A 19,415-nucleotide genomic window follows, 5' to 3' on the forward strand; every position below is an offset into this window, starting at 1 on the left:
ACCGTGGCGAATCCGGGCCCGAGCGGAGGATGAGTTTCCTTGTGGCGCAGGCGGTTTCAGCCCAGCAGATGGTGCACGTAGCACCAGCGCCACGCCTCGCCCGGTTCGAACGAGCGCATGACGGGATGACCGGTCTGCTCGTAGTGCGCGGTCGCGTGCTTGCCGACCGAGGAGTCACAGCAGGCCACTTCGCCGCAGCTCAGGCACATGCGAAGTGCCACCGGATGCAGACCTTCGGCCGTGCATCGTGGGCAGCCGTCGTGGCTGAGCGGCTCGACACACTCGTCGACATCTTGCAGGTCTTCACATCCGAAGCGGCGCACCTCCGGGGTGAGCAGCGTGGCATCGGAGAAGCGTTCGTCCCGGTCGTTGACACGCGCGATCATCGACTCCTCGACGTCGAGTCCAGCGAGGATCTCGGAGAGCACCTCGTGGTCGATGACGCCTCGGTCGCGCAGGTGCAACAGCTTTTCCCGCTCCGACTCCAACATCGCCGAACGCAGCCGTCGGTAGGCGGTCGAGGGCGCTTCCACGTCGGGATCGTTACTACCCAGGCGCTCCCAGGCCGGGTTGACCCGCCGCTGGGCCTGCAGGCGTAGCGCGCCGACGATGTCGTCGGGCACCCCCGGAGACTTCTGGAGTTCGTCATCGAGTCGGCGCTCGCCGGCGTTCACCGTCATCTGCAGCATCTGCGCGTACTGCAGCGCCTCCTCGCGTGGGTCGGGGCCATGCAGGTCGAGCTTGCGGGCGAGCGGTCCGAGCGTGAAGCCCTGAAGGGTCAGCGTCCCGATCGTCACGACCAGCGCCGTGAAGACCAGAAGTGCACGTTCTGGGGTGTCCTGCGGCAGGAGGAATGCTGCAGCGAGGGTGACCACGCCGCGCATCCCGGCCCACCCGGTGGCGGCGCTCTCACGCAGCGAAAGTGACGTGGCGGAGTCTCGAGAGCGTCCCAACATCGCGAATGCGAGCATCCAGATGGGTCGGACGACGATGACGGTGAGCAGCACGGCGAAGGCGATGAGGAAGGTGCGTGCCAGGCCGAGTTCGGAGGTGCGCACCTCGTCGAGGATCGTGCGGGCCTGCAGGCCGATGAGCAGGAAGACCAGGTTTTCCAGAATGAACTGGATGGAGGCCCAGTTCATCCGCTGCGCGACCCGGGCCGAGGCGGTCTGGTCGACCGGTGAGGTGTGCGCGAGCAGCACCCCGCAGACGACGACGGCGACCACTCCGGACGCGTGCACGATCTCAGCCGGCACGTAGGCCACCCACGGAGCCATGAAGGACACCGTGACATTGGTGACCGCGTCACGCAGGTGGCGACGCACCAGTTTCAGCAGGCGGTAGGCGAGGTAGCCGATGAGGACACCGCCTGCCGCCGAGCGCACGAAGGAAACGGCGATGTCGAGGCCGGTGACCTCGTGCGTCGCGGCCTCCAGCGCCATGCTCACCACCACCAGCGCCGTGGCGTCGTTGAAGAGTGACTCGCCTTCCAGGATGGAGACGATGCGGCGGGGCAGACCGATGCGCCGCGCCACCGCCGTCGCCGCGACAGCATCGGGTGGTGCGACGACACCGCCGAGAGCCACCGCGAACGCGAAGGGCACGGCGGCGACCAGCGCCCAGGTCACCCCAGCCACCGCGAAAGCCGTCGCGAGCACGAGGAATACCGACAACCCGATGATCTGCCGGCGTTCGCGGCCGAGGTCGATCAGCGAGGTGTTGATCGCGGCTGCGTAGAGCAGGGGCGGGAGGAACCCGACGAGCACCACATGTGGATCGAGGTGCACTTCGGGCATGGCCGGCACGAACGACACCACCGCTCCGAGCGCGGTGAGGATCAGTGGCGCCGACAGCGACACCCTTCGGCACAACGCGGTGACCAGGACGACGGTCGCGACGAGCGCGAGCGCGATTTCTGCGAGCTCCACCGCGCAAGTATGGGGCCCCGCCCCACAAACCGGACGCAAAGTGCACGGCTACCGGGGGTGGTAGCGGGTGATTTGCGTCCGGTTTGTGGGCGAGGGTCAGGCCAGGACGGCCTCGCGCAGGGTGTCGAGGCCGACGCCGCCGATGTCGAGAGCCCTGCGGTGGAAGGCCTTGAGGTCGAACGAGGAACCCTCGCGCTGGGCGACCTGTTCACGCAGTTGCAGCCAGAGGCGCTCGCCGATCTTGTACGACGGGGCCTGGCCGGGCCATCCCAGGTAGCGGTCGAGCTCGAAGCGCAGGAAGCCTTCGTTCATGTCGCAATGCGCGTTGAGGAAGGTCCACGCCTTGTCGTAGGTCCATTCGCCGCCGCCCACTTCCGCAGGCGCGTCGAAGCCGCAGTGGAAGCCGATGTCGAGCACCACCCGAGCCGCACGCAGCGACTGTCCGTCGAGCATGCCCATCCGGTTACCCGGGTCGTCCATGAAACCCAGTTCGTCCATCAGCCGCTCGGCGTAGAGGGCCCAACCTTCGCCGTGGCCGGAGGTCCAGGCGTCCATACGGCGCCACTTGTTGAGCAGCTCGCGGCGGAACATCGTCTGCGCGACCTGGAGGTGATGCCCCGGAACGCCCTCGTGGTAGACGGTGGTCAGCTCACGCCAGGTGCCGAACTCGGTGACTCCCTTGGGCACCGACCACCACATGCGTCCCGGACGGCTGAAGTCGTCGGACGGCCCGGTGTAGTAGATGCCGCCCGACTGGGTCGGTGCGATCATGCACTCGATGGTGCGGACGGGTTCGGGCACGTCGAAGTGTTTCCCGGCGAGTTCGTCGATTGCCTCGTCGGCCTTGCGCTGCATCCAGCGCTGGAGTGCGTCGGTGCCGTGCAACTGGTACTTCGGATCGGCGTCCAGTGCCGCAGTTGCCTCCTTGACGGTGGCCCCGGGCTTGATCTGCTCGGCGACCCGCTGCATCTCGGCGGTGATGCGCGCCAACTCTTCCTGACCCCAGGTGTAGGTCTCCTCCAGGTCGACGGTGGCGCCCAGGAACTGGCGGCTGTAGAGCGGGTACTTCTCGCGTCCACAGCCGTCAGCCTCGGGAGCATGCGGCAGGAACTCCGCCCGCAGCCGATCACCGGCCCCCGCGTAGGCCGTTGCCGCAGAACGGATCTGGTCGGCGATCTGCGGGTGCTGGGCGGCGTACGTGGTGAAGTAGCCGTCGTCTGCGGTGTGGTCGACCGTCTGCTGGATGCATGCCTCGACCTGCCTCTTCGCTGCGACATCGCCGCGCGACGCGGCTTCACGCAACGATTCGAACCACTGGTCGAGGGCGGTGGGCAAAGCCTCCATGCGCCGGCCGATGACGGCGACCTGTTCATCGGTGTCGGTCGGCATGAGATCGAAGACGTCGCGCACCTCCTGCAGCGGCGATGCGATCACGTTGAGGGACGCCAGAGGCACACCGGCCTCGTGCATCTCGACCTCCAGGCCGAGGCGCTCGCGCATCGCGCTGAGGGTGACCCGGTCGACGTCGTCGATCGGGTGAGCAGCCTCCAGCTTGCGCAGCGTGTCGCGGGCCTGGTCGGCCTTTGCCTGCCAGCCGGCGGGGGAGAAGTCGTCGAGTTTGTCGTCGCTGCCGGCAACACCGAGATAGGTCGCGGTGATCGGGCTGAGCCGGACGGTCGCTTCGTGGTGATCGTCGGCGATCTGGTCGATGGCGGAGTGTTCTCGATTCGGGGTCACGCCCTCGAACTTAACCAATCCGGGGAGCCGACAAACCGTCCCGCGTGCTTCTGGTGCGCTGACGCGCACGCTGCCGATGGGTTGCCTGCCTAGACTCGCCGCGTGAAACGAGTCGCCGCACCGGGCCTACTGGTCGCCCTCCTGCTGGCGACCCTGGTCATCCGGGCGCCGCTGACCAGCGTCCCGCCGGCGTTGCCCTTGATTCGCGATGACCTCGGTCTCGGGGCGGTGGCTGCTGGGATGGTCACCACACTCCCGCTGATCTGTTTCGGAGTGTTCGCCTTCCTCACCCCGTTGTTGGCGGCGCGGGTCGGCGTGGAACGCACCCTCGGCCTGGCTCTTGCTGCGATCGCCTCGGGGATCGCGGTGCGCCTCGTCGTCGACGTCAGCACCTTCTTCCTCGGCACCCTGCTCATCGGCCTGGGCATCGCCGTGGCCAACGTCGTGATTCCTGCCATCGCACGCCTGCACTTTGCGTCCGACCTCGCACGAGTGATGGGCCTCTACACCGTCGTCATCCAGGTCAGTGGCGCCAGCGGTGGTTTCCTGACCCGGCCCCTCATCGACGGAGTGCAGTGGAAGTGGCCCCTGGCGCTCGGCGTGTGGCTCGGGCCGGCGTTCGCGGTGCTCGCAGTCTGGACGTCGGTCAGTCGGGGACACCGGGGCAGTGCCGCTGCCGCGCCTGCGGTGACTCGGATCAGGGGCGTTGCGCAGCGGCGGGTCACCTGGGTGATCGTGGCGGTGATGGGTCTGCAGTCGCTGGTCTTCTTCACCGTCGTCAACTGGCTGCCCACCCTGCTGGCCGATCAGGGCTGGTCGAGCTCCGCGGCGGGTATCGCGCTCGGAGCGTTCAGCATCCTGGGATTTCCGGGCTCGATGCTGGGTGCCCGAGTGCTGCAGTCGTCGCGCCGTACGACCTGGATCGCTGCGGTGGCAAGCATCTATGTCTTCGGGCTGGCGCTCCTGGTGATGGGCACAGTGCCGGCTGCTTTCGGCGTGCTGCTGTGCGGTCTGTGCCAGGGCCTACCGCTGGCCATTGCGTTGTCGGCGATCGCCCATCAGCAGGATCCGGCCGACGTGCCGGCCGTCTCGGCCGTGGCGCAGGGGGCCGGCTACCTGCTCGCCTCACTTGGTCCGGTGGTCGCTGGCGCGTTGTACGCAGCAGCGGGCGATTTCATGACCTCGATGATCTTCCTCGCGCTGTCGATGTTCGCATGGGCAGGCGCGACCGTTGCCGTCGGACGCGCCCCGGATGGCGTAGTGCCCGCACCCCGCTGAGGGGCACGGGCACTGTTGATGCAGATCCGGATCAGGCCGGCGTCGCCTGCGTCTGATGATCCTGCGTCGCGGTGTGGTGCGGCAGGGTCTGTTCCTTGCGGTACTCGCGCCAGCTGTAGGTCACGGCTGCGGCCCACAGGGCGTAGAGGACGGCATAGACGATGTAGCGGGTGCCGTCAGCTGCGTCGATCCAGTCACTCTTGAGCAGTGTGCGTGCGTTCGTGACCAGGATGAGTCCGCCCACCAGGGAGCCCAGGATGCGCGGGGGCAGGTGGCGCACCAACCAGGCCGCGATGGGCGCGGCGATCAGACCACCGATCAACAGGGCGGCAACCCAGCCGAGGTTGATGCCCTGCGACCCGAGGGCGATCAGGAAGCCGACGCTCGCCGCGACCGAGACGAGGAACTCACTGGTGTCGATGGAGCCGATCACCTTGCGCGGCTCCAGGCGGCCGCTCGCCAGCAGCGCTGGCGTGCCCACCGGCCCCCATCCGCCGCCACCGGTGGCATCAACGAAACCGGCGAAGAGGCCGAGCGGGGAGAGGAAGCGATTGCGCAGCGGGTGGCCCAGGCGGTCGGTGCGCAAGCCCCGAAGGGTGAACCGGCCCAGCACGTACAACCCGAGCGTGAAGAGGATCAGAGCCATGACCGGCTTGGCGGTGTCGGTCGAGAGATTGGCCAAGAATGTCGCGCCGGCGAAGGCGCCGACTGCGCCGGGTAAGCCCACCTTGAAGACCACCGGCCAATCGACATTGCCGAATTTCCAATGGGCTGTGCCCGAGGCGAGGGTCGTGCCGATCTCAGCGAGGTGCACCGTAGCCGACGCCGCCGCGGGATTGGTGCCGATGGCGAGCAACAGCGTCGTGGACGTCACGCCGTAGGCCATGCCGAGGCTGCCGTCGACGAGCTGGGCGCCGAGGCCGACCAGAGCAAGCAGGACGAGTTTGCGCATTTCACGTTCCTATCCATAACCAAAAGTTTGTGAAAGCAAAATGCAAGCTAATGACTGGTGGTGTGCAGCCGCTACGGCCGTCCGGATGGTGAAATCGAGCGCATGACGACAAGACCTGTCGACCTGTCGGCAGGTGCGTGCGGAGGCGTTTGGGGTGCGCGCGCCGAAGGGCCGCGAGTGTCCCCGCGCGCGGCACTCGCGTCAGCGGGGAGGGCTAGCGGGAACGCTCCACGAAGCGCGAGCCCGGCAGGGCGCTACTGCGCCATCCGGCGCGGGCCCGTCCGGCCCACTGGGAGCGAGCGGGCTCAGGCTCGGATGATCCACTGCCAAGGCTGCACAGAACGGCCACGACGGCTGCGATCTCCTCGGCGGTCGCGTGGGTGCTCTCGATGCGGACGACGGAGGCTGCCGCCGCGGCGTCGTCGGTGCTCACAGCGGGATGTTCCCGTGTTTCTTGGGCGGGAGGCTCTCGCGCTTGGTCTTCAGCGCACGCAGCGCCCGGATCACCTGCACGCGAGTCTCTGACGGTGCGATCACGGCGTCCACGTAGCCCCGCTCGGCGGCGATGTAGGGATTGGCCAGGGTGTCCTCGTACTCCTGGATCAACTCCTGCCGGCGCTTCTCCACCGCCTCGGCGTCACCACCGGTCTGCTCGGCGACGGCGGCAATTTCCTTGCGATACAAGATGTTTGCCGCACCCTGCGCGCCCATGACCGCGATCTGGGCGGTGGGCCAGGCGAGGTTGATGTCGGCCCCCAAGTGCTTGGAGCCCATGACGTCGTACGCGCCGCCGTACGCCTTGCGGGTGATCACGGTGACCAGCGGCACCGTCGCCTCGGCGTAGGCGTAGAGCAGCTTGGCCCCGCGACGGATGATGCCGCCCCACTCCTGGTCGGTGCCCGGCAGGAAGCCCGGCACGTCGACGAAGGTCAGGATCGGGATGTTGAAGGCGTCGCAGGTGCGCACGAAGCGTGCCGCCTTCTCCGAGGCGTTGATGTCGAGGGTGCCCGCGAGCTGGATGGGTTGGTTGGCCACGACGCCCACCGACTGGCCGTCGATGCTACCGAAGCCGCAGACGATGTTGGGTGCGAAGAGTTCCTGCACTTGCATGAACTCGCCGTCGTCGCAGACGTGTTCGATGACCGACACCATGTCGTAGGGCATGTTCGCCGAGTCGGGCACGATCGTGTCGAGCTCGCGGTCGGCGTCGTTGATCTCGAGGTCTTCCTCGGTCACCGGCGCGAAGGTGATGCCGGCGTCCATGTTGTTGGGTGGCAGGTAACTCAGCAGATCCTTGACGTAGGTCAGCGCGTCGTGCTCGTCCGAGCCCATGTAGTGAGCCACTCCGGAGCGGGTGTTGTGGGTGCGCGCGCCCCCGAGGTCTTCGAAGGCGACGCTCTCGCCGGTGACGGTCTTGATGACGTCCGGGCCGGTGATGAACATGTGCGAGGTCTGGTCGACCATCACGGTGAAGTCGGTGATCGCGGGGGAGTAGACCGCGCCGCCGGCACACGGGCCCATCACCAGCGAGATCTGCGGGATCACGCCCGAGGCGTGCACATTGCGACGGAAGATCTCGGCATAGAGCCCGAGTGCGACCACGCCTTCCTGGATACGCGCACCGCCGGAGTCGTTGATGCCGATGATCGGGCAGCCGATCTTCATGGCGAGGTCCATGACCTTGAGGATCTTCTCGCCGAACACTTCGCCGAGCGACCCACCGAAGACGGTGAAGTCCTGGCTGAACACGCACACCGTGCGACCGTCGATCGTGCCGTGACCGGTCACCACACCATCGCCGTACGGGCGGCTCTTCTGCTGACCGAAGTTGGTGGAACGGTGCCGGGCGAGGGCATCGAGTTCGACGAACGAGCCCGGATCGAGCAGGTGTCGGATGCGCTCACGCGCGGTCATCTTGCCCTTGGCATGCTGTTTCTCGATGCGATGTGCCTTGCCGGCGTGCACGGCAGCCTCGATGCGCGCATCAAGGTCTGCCAGGCGCCCGGCGGTCGTGCGGATGTCGATGTCCGGCTGCTCCGGGGCGGTTTCGCTACCGGATGGGTGACCTGCCTCACCTGTCATGGACACAGACAATAGCCTTGTGTCCATGGCGCCCGTCCTGGAGTCCGAGTCGATTCGGGGCCGCGTGCCGTCACCGCCCTGGCGGCAGGTGGACATTCTCGGCTCGGTCGACTCCACCAATGCCGTGCTGACCGGTGATCCGAAGCCGTGGCGGGTGGTCACCGCCAACTACCAGTCCTCCGGCAGGGGCCGTCTCGATCGCCAGTGGGAGGCTCCCGAAGGCACGAGCATCGCGCTGTCGGCTTCGCTTCCCCTGCCCCGCGAGACCACCCGGTGGGGCTGGGTGCCGCTGCTGGTCGGAGTGGCCGTACGCCGCGCTCTGCTGCGCCTCACCGACCTCGACGTCGGTCTGAAGTGGCCCAACGACGTCCTGGTGCGCACGCGCGATGGCTGGCTGAAGGTGGGCGGCATCCTCTGCGAAGCCACACACGGTGCCGAACCGGTGGTGGTGGTCGGCATCGGGCTGAACGTCTGGCAGACCAAGGAGCAACTGCCGGTCGACAGCGCCACCTCGCTGATGCTCAACGACGTGTTCGTGCACCGCGAGGTGCTGATCGAGCACCTTCTCGCCGAACTGGTCACCATCGAAAGGGTCTGGCACACAAGCGATCTCGACGGTGAGTACCGCACCGGGTGCGTCACCCTGGGGCAGGTCGTGCGGGTCACCACCGAGCGCGATGCGCCGGTCGAGGGCGAGGCCGTCGACATCGACGAGATCGGACGCCTGGTGATCGAGCAGGACGGCGAGCGCGTGCCGCATGCCGTCGGCGACGTCGTCCACGTGCGTCCCAAGGAAACGGCCCCCAACCAGGAACGTCCCACGGAGAGTTCCCGATTCGTCGACCAGATGGAGGAGCGGCTACTGGGCAACCCGCGCTCGCTGCGTCGTGCGGACGTCGGCCGGCTCGCCGGCGTCGACGCCGAGTTTCCTCGAAGGCTCTGGCGGGCCATGGGATTCGCCAACGCGCGCGACGAGGACGTCGTCTTCAACCGACAAGACGTCGAGGCCGTACGCGGTATGACGGCCATGGTGCGCGACGGGCTGATCAACGAAGCCACGGCCATCGGTATTGCGCGGGCGGTGGGCCGCAGCACCGACCGGATGTCGATGTGGATGCTGCAACTCATCAGCGACATGCTGCTGGTCGACGAAGGCTTCGAGATGGACCGGGAGCGCGCCGCCGAGGTCGCCGAGCGCACCGTCGAGGTGGCCGACCGGATGACACCGCTGGTCGATTACGTGACCCGACGGGCGGTCTCCAATGCCATCGCCCGCATGGTCGCCGATGCGCAACCCGAGTCGCACGTCGGCGTGGTGCGCACCGTCGGTTTCGCCGACCTGGTTAATTTCAGCCATCTCATCCGCTCGATGAGCGAACGTGATCTGGCGCTGCTGGTAACTCGGTTCGAGACGATCGTTTCCGACGTCGTCGCCCAGGCCGATGGGGCAGTGGTCAAGACGGTCGGGGACGAGGTGCTCTTCACCCATCGCACGGTCGAGGGCGCGGTGCAGATCGGCTTTGACCTGCTCGCCGCCGTCGAGCGCGACCCGTTGATCCCGCGCCTGCGGGTCGGCGTGGCCACCGGTCGGGTGCTCGCCCGTCAAGGTGACATCTACGGAAACACCGTCAACCGCGCCAGCCGGCTCACCTCCACAGCGGCACCCGGCGAGATGCTCGTCGACGAGGACGTCGCCGCCGAGTTGCGTGACCGGGACGACCTGCAGGTCTTCGAGATCGGTCCGACCGTGCTGCAAGGAGTCGGTGAGGTCCACCCGTGCGCGGTGAGTCTGCGTCGCGGCTACAGCACCATCCACGAGGAGTGAGGCAATGATCAGGATCGAACGACACGGCGACGAAGGCTTTGTCGCCGAACTCGTGCTCGATCGACCCGAGGCCATGAACGCCATCTCCACCGCGATGGCCCAGGCGCTCGCTGACGCCACCGGTGAACTCGCCGCCGACCCGAGTGTGCGCTGCATCGTCGTCACCAGTTCGCACCCGAAGGCCTTCTGCGTGGGCGCCGACCTGAAGGAACGCAACTCCTTCAGCGACGCCGACCTGGTGGCGCAGCGGCCGATCGCTCGGCGCGCCTACACCGGCGTCCTCGATCTGCCGGCGCCGACGATCGCCGCGGTCGACGGTTTCGCCCTGGGCGGAGGCGCCGAGATCGCGCTCTCGTGCGACATCGTGATAGCGGGGCAAGCTGCCACGATCGGGCTGCCCGAGGTGTCCGTCGGGGTCATTCCCGGCGGTGGCGGCACGCAGCTCCTCGTCCGCCGCATCGGTTGGGGCAAGGCCAGCCGCGCCATCTTCTCGGCGCAGAAGTTCAGCGCCGAGGAGGCCAAGGAGTGGGGTTTCGTCGAGGAGTTGGTGGCTGCCAGCACCGCCCGCGAGCGTGCCTTCGAGCTCGCCACGGTCATCGCGGCCAATTCACCGGTCGGTCTGCGCAATGCCAAGAAGGCCATGCGCTTGGGCTCCGGCACGGATCTTGCAGCGGGTCTCGAGATCGAGGACGCGTGCTGGCGGGCTACGGCGTTCTCGCCCGACCGGGCCGAGGGCGTGCGTGCCTTCGCCGAGAAGCGCAGCCCGCAGTGGCCGGGGGCGTGAGGGCTAGCATCCCCTCCATGACCCGAGTCCTACTGGCGGAAGACGACGCCGCGATCTCCGAACCGCTCGCGCGTGCGCTTCGCAGGGAGGGTTACGAGGTCGATATCCACGAGGACGGCAGATCGGCCCTGAGCGGTGCGCGGGAGAATCCCGACCTGGTGATCCTCGACCTCGGCCTTCCTGAAATGGACGGTCTTGAGGTGTGCCGCACCCTGCGCTCCGAGGGTTACTCGGTGCCGGTACTGATCCTGACCGCGCGCGCGGACGAGGTCGACACCGTCGTCGGGCTCGACGCAGGGGCAGACGACTACGTCACCAAACCCTTCCGCCTCGCCGAACTGCTCGCGCGCGCCCGGGCGTTGTTGCGCCGTTCCCCTCCCGAACTCGCGACCGGACCCGTCGTACGGATCGACACGGAGGCGCGCCGCGCGTTCTGCGGCGGCGATGAACTCCAACTGACCGTGAAGGAATTCGATCTGCTCCGGGTGCTGGTGCGTGAGCAGGGCAAGGTGGTCTCGCGTGAACAGCTCATGCGCGAGGTCTGGGACACCACCTGGCTGGGGTCGACCAAGACCCTCGACATGCATGTGTCGGTGCTGCGGCGAAAGCTGGGCGACGACGCGTCCGATCCGAAGTTCATCACCACCATCCGAGGCGTCGGTTTCCGCTTCGAGTCGTCCGACGAGGTCTGAAAACCGTTGCGGAACAAGCTGGTTCGTCAGGCGTACGTCTCGATCGGCCTGGTCTTGGTGATCGTCGCCGTGCCGGCCGTCCTGTTCGCCGTCGGGTGGTGGCGTCGGCTCGGGATCGTCCTGCTGTGTGTGATTGCCGGGGCGATCGGTTTCGCGCTCGCACGCCGTCTTGCCCGGGAGATCGCTGATCCCATCGGGCAACTGGCCGCGCAGGCCGAACTGGTGGGTGATGGTTCGGCGATCTTCCAGCCGTTGCAGACCGACATTGACGAACTGAAGCGCATCTCGCAGGTTTTCGAGCGTCGCACCGGCGAACTCACCAGGTCGCTGGCCGCCGAGCGCGAATTCGCCTCGGACGCCAGTCACCAGTTGCGTACCCCGCTCACCGCCCTGCTCATGCGGCTGGAGGAGATCGCGATGGCCGACGACCTGCCGACCGCTCGCGAGGAGGCGCGGGTGGGTATCGCCCAGGTGGAACGACTGACCGGGGTGGTGGACGAACTGCTGCAGCGGGCACGAAGGGGGCCGACCGGTGAACTGCCGAGCACCTCGCTCGACTCGGTCATCGCCGCACTGCAACGGGAATTCCAGCCGGCCTTCGCCGACGCCCGCCGTTCGGTGCTGGTCAGCGGCGAGCGAGGCCTGTGGGTGCAGGTGACCCGGAGCGCGCTGTCGCAGATCTTGGCGACGCTCTTCGAGAATGCACTCCAGCACGGCTCCGGCACGGTCGAAGTCAGGGCACGACACAGTGGGCCCTCGGTGGTCGTCGAGGTGAGTGACCGTGGGGCCGGCGTCGACCCGGCGATCGCCGCGAAGGTGTTCGAACGGCGGATGTCGACTGGGGGCACCGGTCTCGGACTCGGCCTTGCGCGCGATCTCGCCGACTCAGCCGGCGGCCGCCTCGAGCTACGCAGTGCGCGTCCGGCCGTCTTCGCGTTGTTCCTGTCGGCCGGCGTGCAATCCGATCAGTAACGGACGACGTCCCCGTCAGGCGTGGGGGTCTCACCCGCCGCCGAGTGCGTGGGCGTGGTGGTGAGGGGCGTCTCGTCCTCGTCCAGTTCAGCTGCGAAGACGAAGCGGCGGTAGGTCCAGAAGCGGAACAACGTGCCGAGCCCAATGCCGATGAAGGCGTTGATGTTGAGCCAGAGTGAGCCTTCGAGGTGCAGCACGTAGTGGGTGAAGGCCACCCACAGCGCCGAAATGCCGAGGGCGATGCCGTTGACCAGGAAGAAGAGCCCGACCTCGTGGTGCACCGGGCGGTTGCGGCGGTGGCGGAAGGTCCAGTAGCGATTACCCAACCAGGCGACGGCGGTCGCGACGGCTCCGCTGATGATCTTGGCGGTGGTGACCTTGCCCGACATCGATCCTGAGATCAGGATGTTGAACAGGCCCATGTCGACCACGAAACTGACGGCGCCGACGATGCCGAACTTCGCCCCTTCACGCCACAGGCGGTGGACGATGGTGTTCGGGCTGGTCGGCTGCACGAGCAGAGCGTAATCGGTGGACACGGCTTCCTCCCGGTTCGGTGGTCGTGGATATCGTGGGGCGCGTGACTCCCCAGCGCACTCCCGGTGGTTTCCCTGTGGTCGGCATCATCGGCGGCGGGCAGTTGGCGCGGATGTGCGCCCCCTACGCGGTCAATCTCGGACTCACCTTGTCGGTGCTCGCCGAAGGTTCGGACGCCTCCGCCGCGCTGGTCGTTCCCTCGTCCCCCGTGGGCGACCACACCGACATCGAGCAGGTGCGCCGGTTCGCTGCGCACTGTGACGTGGTGACCTTCGACCACGAACACGTGCCACCGGCGGTGCTTGCCGCCCTGGAGGCCGACGGTGTCGTGACCCACCCCAGGGCGTCGGCGTTGCGACATGCCCAGGACAAGCTGGTGATGCGGCGCCGGCTGAGCGAACTCGGCCTGCCCTGCCCTGCATGGGCGGCCATCTCGGGCGCCGACGGCCTGGAGCGATTCGCCGCCGAGCACGGATGGCCGGTGGTGCTGAAGACCCCACGCGGTGGATATGACGGCAAGGGCGTGCTGGTGGTGTCTTCGGCGGGCGAGGCGGCTGATTGGTTGTCGGCGCTGCAGCCGGGCGAGGAACTGCTCGTGGAACAGGCGGTGCCTTTCGAGCGCGAACTCGCCGTGCTGGTGGCGCGCAGTCCCTCCGGTCAGGCCGCGGTGTGGCCCATTGCGCACACCGTCCAGAGCGGCGGCATCAACACCGAAGTGATCGCCCCGGCGCCCGACCTGGCCGAAGATCTCGCCGTGCGGCTGGCGAACGACGCACTCACGATTGCTGCCGAGCTCGATGTCACCGGGGTCATGGCGGTGGAGGTCTTCGAACTGGCGGGCGGCAGCTACGTCGTCAACGAACTCGCGATGCGACCGCACAACAGCGGCCACTGGACGATGGACGGCTCGGTCACCAGCCAGTTCGAACAACATCTGCGCGCCGTGCTCGATCTCCCACTTGGCGATACCCGTGCGCGCAGCCCGTGGACGGTGATGGGCAATGTGTTGGGCGGCGAATACCCGCAGCTGTATCCGGCCTACCGGCATCTCATGGCGCGTGACCCCGGGCTCAAGGTGCATCTGTACGGCAAGGGCGTGCGTCCGGGGCGCAAGATCGGACACGTGAACGTCTACGGCGACGATCTGGCCGACCTGCGCGAGCGCGCCCTGCACGCGGCCGATTATCTACAAGGAGTGGTCACCGAATGAGTTCTCACAACGGATCCGACGGCCCGGTCGTCGGCATCGTCATGGGCAGCGACTCCGACTGGCCCGTGATACAGGCGGCAGCAGAAGCTTTGCGGGAGTTCGGAATTGCCTACGAAGTCGATGTGGTGTCGGCGCATCGCATGCCCACCGAGATGATCGACTACGGCCGTGACGCAGCCGCGCGTGGTCTGCAGGTGATCATCGCCGGTGCCGGGGGAGCAGCCCACCTGCCCGGCATGCTGGCCTCGGTCACCCCGCTGCCGGTGATCGGCGTCCCGGTGCCCCTGAAATACCTGGACGGGATGGATTCCCTGCTCTCGATCGTCCAGATGCCTGCCGGCGTGCCGGTGGCGACCGTTTCCATCGGTGGGGCGCGCAACGCGGGGTTGCTGGCGGCGCGGATCATCGCCTCGGGCGAGGGCGAACGGGCCGCGCAGCTGCGGGCGAGGATGGTGGCCTTCCAGGACGACCTCAAGGCCCAGGCGACCGCGAAAGGTGAGCGCCTCCGGGCGCAGCTGAGCTGAGTCCGCACAGACGAGTTGACTGGCGGCGCACCCCGATCGAGGGTGCAGCGGGTCAGGAGTCGATGCCGAAGATGTCGCGGGTGTAGACCTTGTCGGCGACGTCGTCCAACTCGGCGACGCGGCGGTTGGCCACGATCAGATCGACCGACTGCTTGAACGTCTCCAGGTCACGCTCGACATGTGAGCCGAAGAAGGTGTCGTCGGCCAACTCGGGTTCGTAGACGACGACCTGAACGCCTTTGGCCTTCAACCGCTTCATGATTCCTTGGACGCTGCTGGAGCGGAAGTTGTCCGACCCGGCCTTCATGATGAGCCGGTGGATGCCGACCACCTTCGGTGCCCGGCGCATGATGTCCTCGGCCACGAAGTCCTTGCGCGTGCGGTTGGCGTCGACGATCGCACCGATGAGGGTCTGCGGCACGTCCTGGTAGTTGGCCAGCAGTTGCTTGGTGTCCTTGGGCAGGCAGTAGCCGCCGTAGCCGAAGGACGGATTGTTGTAGTGGCTGCCGATGCGGGGGTCGAGCCCGACGCCCTCGATGATCTGCCGGGTGTCCAGCCCATGCGTCAACGCGTAACTGTCGAGCTCGTTGAAGAACGCCACCCGCATCGCCAGGAAGGTGTTGGCGAACAGTTTGATCGCCTCGGCCTCGGTCGGATCGGTCAGCAACACGTCGACGTCGTCGTCGAGGCTGGCTTCCAGGAGCAGGTCCGCGAACTCGCGTCCGCGTTCGCCCTTCTCGCCCACGACGATGCGTGAGGGGTGCAGGTTGTCGTACAGCGCTTTGCCCTCACGCAGGAATTCTGGTGAGAACAAGAGGTTCTGGGTGCCCAGGCGCTCTCGCGCTTCTTGGACATAGCCGACGGGGATGGTCGACTTCACCACCATCACTGCCTCGGGCGCGATCGCGATCACGTCGGCGATCACACCGTCGACCGAGGAGGTGTTGAAGTAATTGGTGTTCGGGTCGTAATCGGTCGGGGTGGCGATCACCACGAAGCGCGCTCCGCAGTAGGCCCGCTCCTTGTCGGTGGTGAACTCCAGATCGAGCTCACCGGAGCGCAGCAACTCCTGGAGTTCGGCATCGACGATGGGGCTGCGCCCCTGCTCCAGGCCGGCGACGCGCGCCTCATCGATGTCGAAGGAGACGACGCGGTGGCGCTGGGCGAGGAGTGCGGCCACCGAGAGACCGACATAACCCGTGCCGACCACGGCGATATGAGTACCAGCGGGCATGGCGCACACGGTACCGGCGAACCTCGGCGCGCGCTGCGGCGACACCGCCGGCCGTAATGTGGACATCGCCCGTGAGCGACCTGGTGACCAAGGAGCAAGAGCGCATGCGATTCGGACTTTTCATTCCGCAGGGTTGGCGATTCGACCTGGTGGGCATCGACCCGCACCGCCAGTGGCAGACGATGTCCGACCTCGCGCAGCACGTCGACCAGGGTGACGCCTGGGAGTCGATCTGGGTCTACGACCACTTCCACACCACCCCGGAGCCCTCGAACGAAGCCACCCACGAGGCCTGGACGCTGATGTCGGCCTTCGCGGCGTCCACCTCCCGGGTGCGCCTGGGACAGATGTGCACCTGCATGAGTTATCGCGATCCGGCCTATCTGGCCAAGGTCGCCGCGACCGCGGACGTCATTTCGGGCGGCCGTGTCGAGATGGGCATCGGTGGCGGCTGGTACGAGCACGAATGGCGTGCGTACGGCTACGGATTTCCTTCTGCCGCAGACCGATTGGGCCGACTGCGCGAAGGCGTCGAGATCTTCCGGCAGATGTGGACGACCGGCTCGGCCACCCTTGCCGGCAAGCACTACCAAGTGGACGGCGCCCTCTGCCACCCGCAGCCGTTGCAGACGACCAGTGCGGCCAATCGCATCCCTATGTGGATTGCCGGAGGTGGTGAGAAGGTCACCTTGAAGATCGCTGCGCAGTACGCCGATTACACCAACTTCGACGGCACTCCGGACGGCTTCCGGTACAAAAGTGGTGTGTTGAAGGGCCACTGCGAGAAGGTGGGCCGCGACTTCGAGCAGATCACCCGTTCGGCCAACTACAACCCGGTGATCGGGGCGAACGCAGCGCAGGTCGACGACAAGCTGGCGTGGTACGCCGATCACCTCGGCAAGGTGCTGGGAGAGCAGCGTGGTCAGGAGATGGCCGACAACCTGCGCCACCAGCCGTTGGTGGGTACACCCGACCAGATCGTCGGCAAACTGCGTGAGCTTGAGGCGCTGGGTATGACCTACGCCATCACCTACTTCGCCGACGCCGCGTACGACCGCAGCAGCATCGAATTGTTCGAGCGCGAGGTCATTCCCGCGTTCGCCTCGTGAGCCACCCGGTGTGGAACCGGTGCAGGTGATCCAGCAAACTCATGCGAAGACCCGGAATACCCGAAAGTAGGATGATCGCTCGTGAGCGGAAACACTGACTTCGACCTGTTCAAGATCTCCGAGGACCACGAGGCCCTGCGCGAGGCCGTCCGGGCGGTGGCTGACGCCAAGATCGCCCCGCACGCAGCGGAGGTGGACGAGAAGAGCGAGTTCCCTCAGGCTGCGCTGGACGCACTGGTCGCCTCCGACTTCCACGCCCCGCACATCGCCGAGGAGTACGACGGCGTTGGCGCCGACGCCCTGGCCACCTGCATCGTGATCGAGGAGGTCGCCCGGGCGTGCGCGTCCAGCTCGCTCATCCCGGCGGTCAACAAGCTGGGCTCGATGCCGGTGATCCTGGGAGCCTCCGAAGAGGTCAAGAGCAAGTACCTCCCGCCGGTCGCGCGCGGGGAGGCGATGTTCTCCTATGGCCTGTCCGAGCGTGAGGCGGGCTCGGACACCGCGTCCATGAAGTGCCGCGCCAAGAAGGACGGCGACCACTTCATCCTCAACGGCCAGAAGTCGTGGATCACCAACGCCGGTGTCTCGCAGTTCTACACCGTGCTAGCTGTCACCGACCCCGACGGCGAACGCGGCCGCAACATCACCGCGTTCGTGGTGGAGAAGGACGACGAGGGCTTCGGCTTCGGGGAGAAGGAGCGCAAGCTCGGCATCAAGGGCTCTCCCACCCGTGAGCTGCATTTCGACAACTGCCGCATTCCGGCCGACCGCATGGTCGGCAGCGAGGGTGAGGGGCTGAAGATCGCCCTGCGCACCCTCGACCACACGCGCGTCACGATCGGTGCGCAGGCCGTCGGCATCGCCCAGGGCGCACTCGACTACGCCCTCGGCTATGTCAAGGAGCGCAAGCAGTTCGGCAAGGAGATCGCGCAGTTCCAGGGCCTGCAGTTCATGCTGGCCGACATGGCCATGAAGCTCGAGGCTGCTCGCCAGATGGTCTACGTGGCAGCCGCGAAGTCGGAGCGCGGCGACGCCGATCTGCCCTTCTTCGGTGCAGCGGCCAAGTGCTACGCCTCGGACGTCGCGATGGAGGTGACCACCGACGCCGTGCAGCTGCTCGGTGGTGCCGGTTACGTGGTCGACCACCCGGTCGAGCGCATGATGCGCGACGCCAAGATCACCCAGATCTACGAGGGCACCAACCAGATCCAGCGCATGGTGATGGCGCGCTCGCTGCTGCGCGGCTGATCCGCCGCCCCAAAACAAACCATCGAGTGGCCGGGCTGTGAACCGGTGGCCGGGCTATACCCCGGCCACCCGTTCACAGCCCGGCCACTCGATGTCTGGACTCAGGGGGCGACGTTGGGGGAGGTGTCGTTGCGCAGGGCGTCGAAGAGGTCCTTGGACTTCGCTTCGTCCCAGAGCACGGCCTCACCGGCGTAGGTGGGGTAGGCGCTGTTGGCCACCGGCACCTGCACCGACTGGCCGGAGGACGTGACGCTCTTCAGCGCCCACGCCAGCTTGACCGCGGTGATCGGACCCATGTCCTTGTCGACCGCGAGACCCTGAGCCCCGGACTCACCGACGCCCTTGAGCTTCCACGGCACGAGCAGGTTGCCGGGCGAGGCGACCTTGCTCATGAGCGCCGACAAGAACTCCCGCTGACGCTTCACGCGGCCGAGGTCACCCAGCGGGTCGGAGTAGCGGGCGCGCACGTAGCCCAGCGCATTCTTGCCGTCGAGGTTCTGGCAACCGGCCGGAAGGTCGATGTGTGCTTTCTCGTCGTTCATCGGCTTGTCGAGACACATGCGAACCCCACCCACGGCGTCCACGACATTCGCGAAACCGCCGAAGCCGATCTCCATGTAGCCGTCGATGCGCAGGTTGGTCGCCTTCTCCAGCGTGGCGATGAGCAACTGCGGTCCGCCGAGCGCGTACGAGGCGTTGATCTTGTTGTTGCGGTGTCCCGGCACCTCGACCCAGCTGTCGCGGGGAATCGACAACAACGTGTCAGCGCCGCTGTCGGACATGTGCAACACCATGATCGAGTCGGTGCGCTTGCCCTCGATGGTCGATCCGCCTGTGCCGAGGCGCTTGGCCTCCTCGCTACTGAGCCCGGCGCGGGAGTCGGAGCCGACGAGCACGTAGTTCTTGCCCTTGCCCGCAGCGGGTCGATCAGCGGTAGGCAGGGCGTCCAGCTTCTGCACGTTGTTCCATGCGCTGTTGGCCGCCCACAGTAGGGAGCCCATCCAGAGCGCGATGATGACCAGCGGGATGATCACCCAACGCCGCCAGCGGCGACGCCGCTTGGGAGCCTCGCCATTTCCGTTCGGTGGGCCACCAGCGTTGCGCGGCCTCGGGGGCGGAGCGCCGTTGCCACCGCGGTTTGGAGCGGAACCTCTCGGGTCGCGTGCACCGGGGCGGCGCGGGTCGTTCGGTCGGCCCGCACCGGCGACCGGTATGCGCTGGGTCGCGTCGCGCACGTCACGCGGAGTCTGCGCGCTCTGCGGACGCTGACCAGGCCTGTTGGCCGGCATCACCTGGGTCTGGT

General features: G+C 67.0%; 17 protein-coding genes. 9 read left to right on the forward strand and 8 right to left on the reverse strand.

The window, feature by feature from the left end; all coding sequences use genetic code 11:
* Positions 1 to 56: 56 nt before the first annotated feature.
* Both J5M86_RS04100 and J5M86_RS04105 read right to left on the reverse strand, forming a co-directional pair.
* Entirely contained in the window at positions 57 to 1,928 is a 1,872-nt protein-coding gene (locus tag J5M86_RS04100; RefSeq protein WP_188061512.1) for a Na+/H+ antiporter, read from the reverse strand.
* A 96-nt stretch (positions 1,929 to 2,024) separates the two neighbouring features.
* Positions 2,025 to 3,665, reverse strand: coding sequence for a DUF885 domain-containing protein (locus J5M86_RS04105; protein WP_188061511.1), 1,641 nt, complete (start codon positions 3,663 to 3,665; stop codon positions 2,025 to 2,027).
* 102 nt (positions 3,666 to 3,767) lie between these two features.
* On the opposite strand from J5M86_RS04105, the gene J5M86_RS04110 reads away from it, so the two are divergent.
* Positions 3,768 to 4,943, forward strand: coding sequence for an MFS transporter (locus J5M86_RS04110; RefSeq protein ID WP_188061510.1), 1,176 nt, complete (start codon positions 3,768 to 3,770; stop codon positions 4,941 to 4,943).
* 31 nt (positions 4,944 to 4,974) lie between these two features.
* Here J5M86_RS04110 and J5M86_RS04115 read toward each other — a convergent pair whose 3' ends face one another.
* The 3 genes from J5M86_RS04115 to J5M86_RS04125 form a co-directional block, all read right to left on the reverse strand.
* The gene (locus J5M86_RS04115; RefSeq protein WP_188061508.1) at positions 4,975 to 5,895 is read right to left on the reverse strand and encodes a sulfite exporter TauE/SafE family protein; all 921 of its coding nucleotides are present in this window, start codon (positions 5,893 to 5,895) and stop codon (positions 4,975 to 4,977) included.
* Positions 5,896 to 6,109: 214 nt separating this feature from the next.
* Positions 6,110 to 6,328 (reverse strand): acyl-CoA carboxylase subunit epsilon, encoded by a 219-nt coding sequence (locus J5M86_RS04120; protein WP_188061506.1) that lies wholly within the window; start codon positions 6,326 to 6,328, stop codon positions 6,110 to 6,112.
* Entirely contained in the window at positions 6,325 to 7,977 is a 1,653-nt protein-coding gene (locus tag J5M86_RS04125; protein WP_188061505.1) for an acyl-CoA carboxylase subunit beta, read from the reverse strand. Before J5M86_RS04125 ends, J5M86_RS04120 begins: the two co-directional genes overlap by 4 nt.
* A 25-nt stretch (positions 7,978 to 8,002) precedes the next feature.
* Between J5M86_RS04125 and J5M86_RS04130 the strand changes: the two genes are divergently transcribed.
* The 4 genes from J5M86_RS04130 to J5M86_RS04145 are packed head-to-tail and all read left to right on the forward strand — an operon-like array spanning position 8,003 to position 12,250.
* Positions 8,003 to 9,802, forward strand: a complete 1,800-nt coding sequence (locus tag J5M86_RS04130; protein ID WP_188061504.1) for a biotin--[acetyl-CoA-carboxylase] ligase — start codon at positions 8,003 to 8,005, stop codon at positions 9,800 to 9,802.
* 4 nt (positions 9,803 to 9,806) lie between these two features.
* A complete protein-coding gene (locus tag J5M86_RS04135) occupies positions 9,807 to 10,586 on the forward strand; it encodes an enoyl-CoA hydratase/isomerase family protein (RefSeq protein ID WP_188061503.1) in 780 nt (259 codons plus the stop codon).
* A gap of 17 nt (positions 10,587 to 10,603) precedes the next feature.
* Positions 10,604 to 11,278 carry a response regulator transcription factor gene (locus tag J5M86_RS04140; RefSeq protein WP_188061502.1) on the forward strand — a complete coding sequence of 225 codons (675 nt, stop codon included), beginning with the start codon at positions 10,604 to 10,606 and terminating at the stop codon, positions 11,276 to 11,278.
* A 6-nt stretch (positions 11,279 to 11,284) separates the two neighbouring features.
* Positions 11,285 to 12,250 (forward strand): sensor histidine kinase KdpD, encoded by a 966-nt coding sequence (locus tag J5M86_RS04145; protein ID WP_244328474.1) that lies wholly within the window; start codon positions 11,285 to 11,287, stop codon positions 12,248 to 12,250.
* Here J5M86_RS04145 and J5M86_RS04150 read toward each other — a convergent pair.
* Entirely contained in the window at positions 12,244 to 12,789 is a 546-nt protein-coding gene (locus J5M86_RS04150) for a GtrA family protein (protein ID WP_244328475.1), read from the reverse strand. The two genes, J5M86_RS04145 and J5M86_RS04150, sit on opposite strands and share 7 nt — an antisense overlap.
* Positions 12,790 to 12,830: 41 nt before the next feature.
* Here J5M86_RS04150 and J5M86_RS04155 point away from each other — a divergent pair, with 41 nt between their 5' ends.
* Together J5M86_RS04155 and purE are read left to right on the forward strand one after the other, a co-directional pair.
* The gene (locus tag J5M86_RS04155) at positions 12,831 to 13,997 is read left to right on the forward strand and encodes a 5-(carboxyamino)imidazole ribonucleotide synthase (RefSeq protein WP_188061501.1); all 1,167 of its coding nucleotides are present in this window, start codon (positions 12,831 to 12,833) and stop codon (positions 13,995 to 13,997) included.
* Positions 13,994 to 14,521, forward strand: coding sequence for a 5-(carboxyamino)imidazole ribonucleotide mutase (purE, locus tag J5M86_RS04160; protein WP_188061500.1), 528 nt, complete (start codon positions 13,994 to 13,996; stop codon positions 14,519 to 14,521). The genes J5M86_RS04155 and purE overlap by 4 nt, the downstream gene beginning before the upstream one ends.
* Before the next feature lie 52 nt (positions 14,522 to 14,573).
* Here purE and J5M86_RS04165 read toward each other — a convergent pair whose 3' ends face one another.
* Positions 14,574 to 15,755: a nucleotide sugar dehydrogenase gene (locus J5M86_RS04165; protein WP_188061499.1), complete on the reverse strand. Its 1,182-nt coding sequence runs from the start codon at positions 15,753 to 15,755 to the stop codon at positions 14,574 to 14,576.
* A 104-nt stretch (positions 15,756 to 15,859) separates the two neighbouring features.
* On the opposite strand from J5M86_RS04165, the gene J5M86_RS04170 reads away from it, so the two are divergent.
* Both J5M86_RS04170 and J5M86_RS04175 read left to right on the forward strand, forming a co-directional pair.
* A complete protein-coding gene (locus J5M86_RS04170) occupies positions 15,860 to 16,864 on the forward strand; it encodes an LLM class F420-dependent oxidoreductase (protein ID WP_188061658.1) in 1,005 nt (334 codons plus the stop codon).
* Between the two features lie 81 nt (positions 16,865 to 16,945).
* On the forward strand, positions 16,946 to 18,112 hold the full coding sequence (locus J5M86_RS04175; RefSeq protein WP_188061498.1) for an acyl-CoA dehydrogenase family protein: 1,167 nt from the start codon (positions 16,946 to 16,948) through the stop codon (positions 18,110 to 18,112).
* A gap of 101 nt (positions 18,113 to 18,213) precedes the next feature.
* On the opposite strand, the gene J5M86_RS04180 is transcribed toward J5M86_RS04175, so the two are convergent.
* Positions 18,214 to 19,146, reverse strand: a complete 933-nt coding sequence (locus J5M86_RS04180) for an LCP family protein (protein ID WP_244328476.1) — start codon at positions 19,144 to 19,146, stop codon at positions 18,214 to 18,216.
* Positions 19,147 to 19,415: the final 269 nt, after the last annotated feature.

Origin of the sequence: Yimella sp. cx-51 (assembly GCF_017654605.1) — a bacterium.
In the GTDB taxonomy this organism is placed as follows: domain Bacteria; phylum Actinomycetota; class Actinomycetes; order Actinomycetales; family Dermatophilaceae; genus Yimella.

Bases quoted from the DNA above. Each gene is read 5' to 3' on its own strand.
- J5M86_RS04115 (WP_188061508.1), bottom strand. From the start codon at position 5,895: ATGCGCAAACTCGTCCTGCTTGCTCTGGTCGGCCTCGGCGCCCAGCTC.
- J5M86_RS04170 (WP_188061658.1), top strand. From the start codon at position 15,860: ATGCGATTCGGACTTTTCATTCCGCAGGGTTGGCGATTCGACCTGGTG.
- J5M86_RS04125 (WP_188061505.1), bottom strand. From the start codon at position 7,977: ATGACAGGTGAGGCAGGTCACCCATCCGGTAGCGAAACCGCCCCGGAG.
- J5M86_RS04165 (WP_188061499.1), bottom strand. From the start codon at position 15,755: ATGCCCGCTGGTACTCATATCGCCGTGGTCGGCACGGGTTATGTCGGT.
- J5M86_RS04140 (WP_188061502.1), top strand. From the start codon at position 10,604: ATGACCCGAGTCCTACTGGCGGAAGACGACGCCGCGATCTCCGAACCG.
- J5M86_RS04130 (WP_188061504.1), top strand. From the start codon at position 8,003: ATGGCGCCCGTCCTGGAGTCCGAGTCGATTCGGGGCCGCGTGCCGTCA.
- J5M86_RS04135 (WP_188061503.1), top strand. From the start codon at position 9,807: ATGATCAGGATCGAACGACACGGCGACGAAGGCTTTGTCGCCGAACTC.
- purE (WP_188061500.1), top strand. From the start codon at position 13,994: ATGAGTTCTCACAACGGATCCGACGGCCCGGTCGTCGGCATCGTCATG.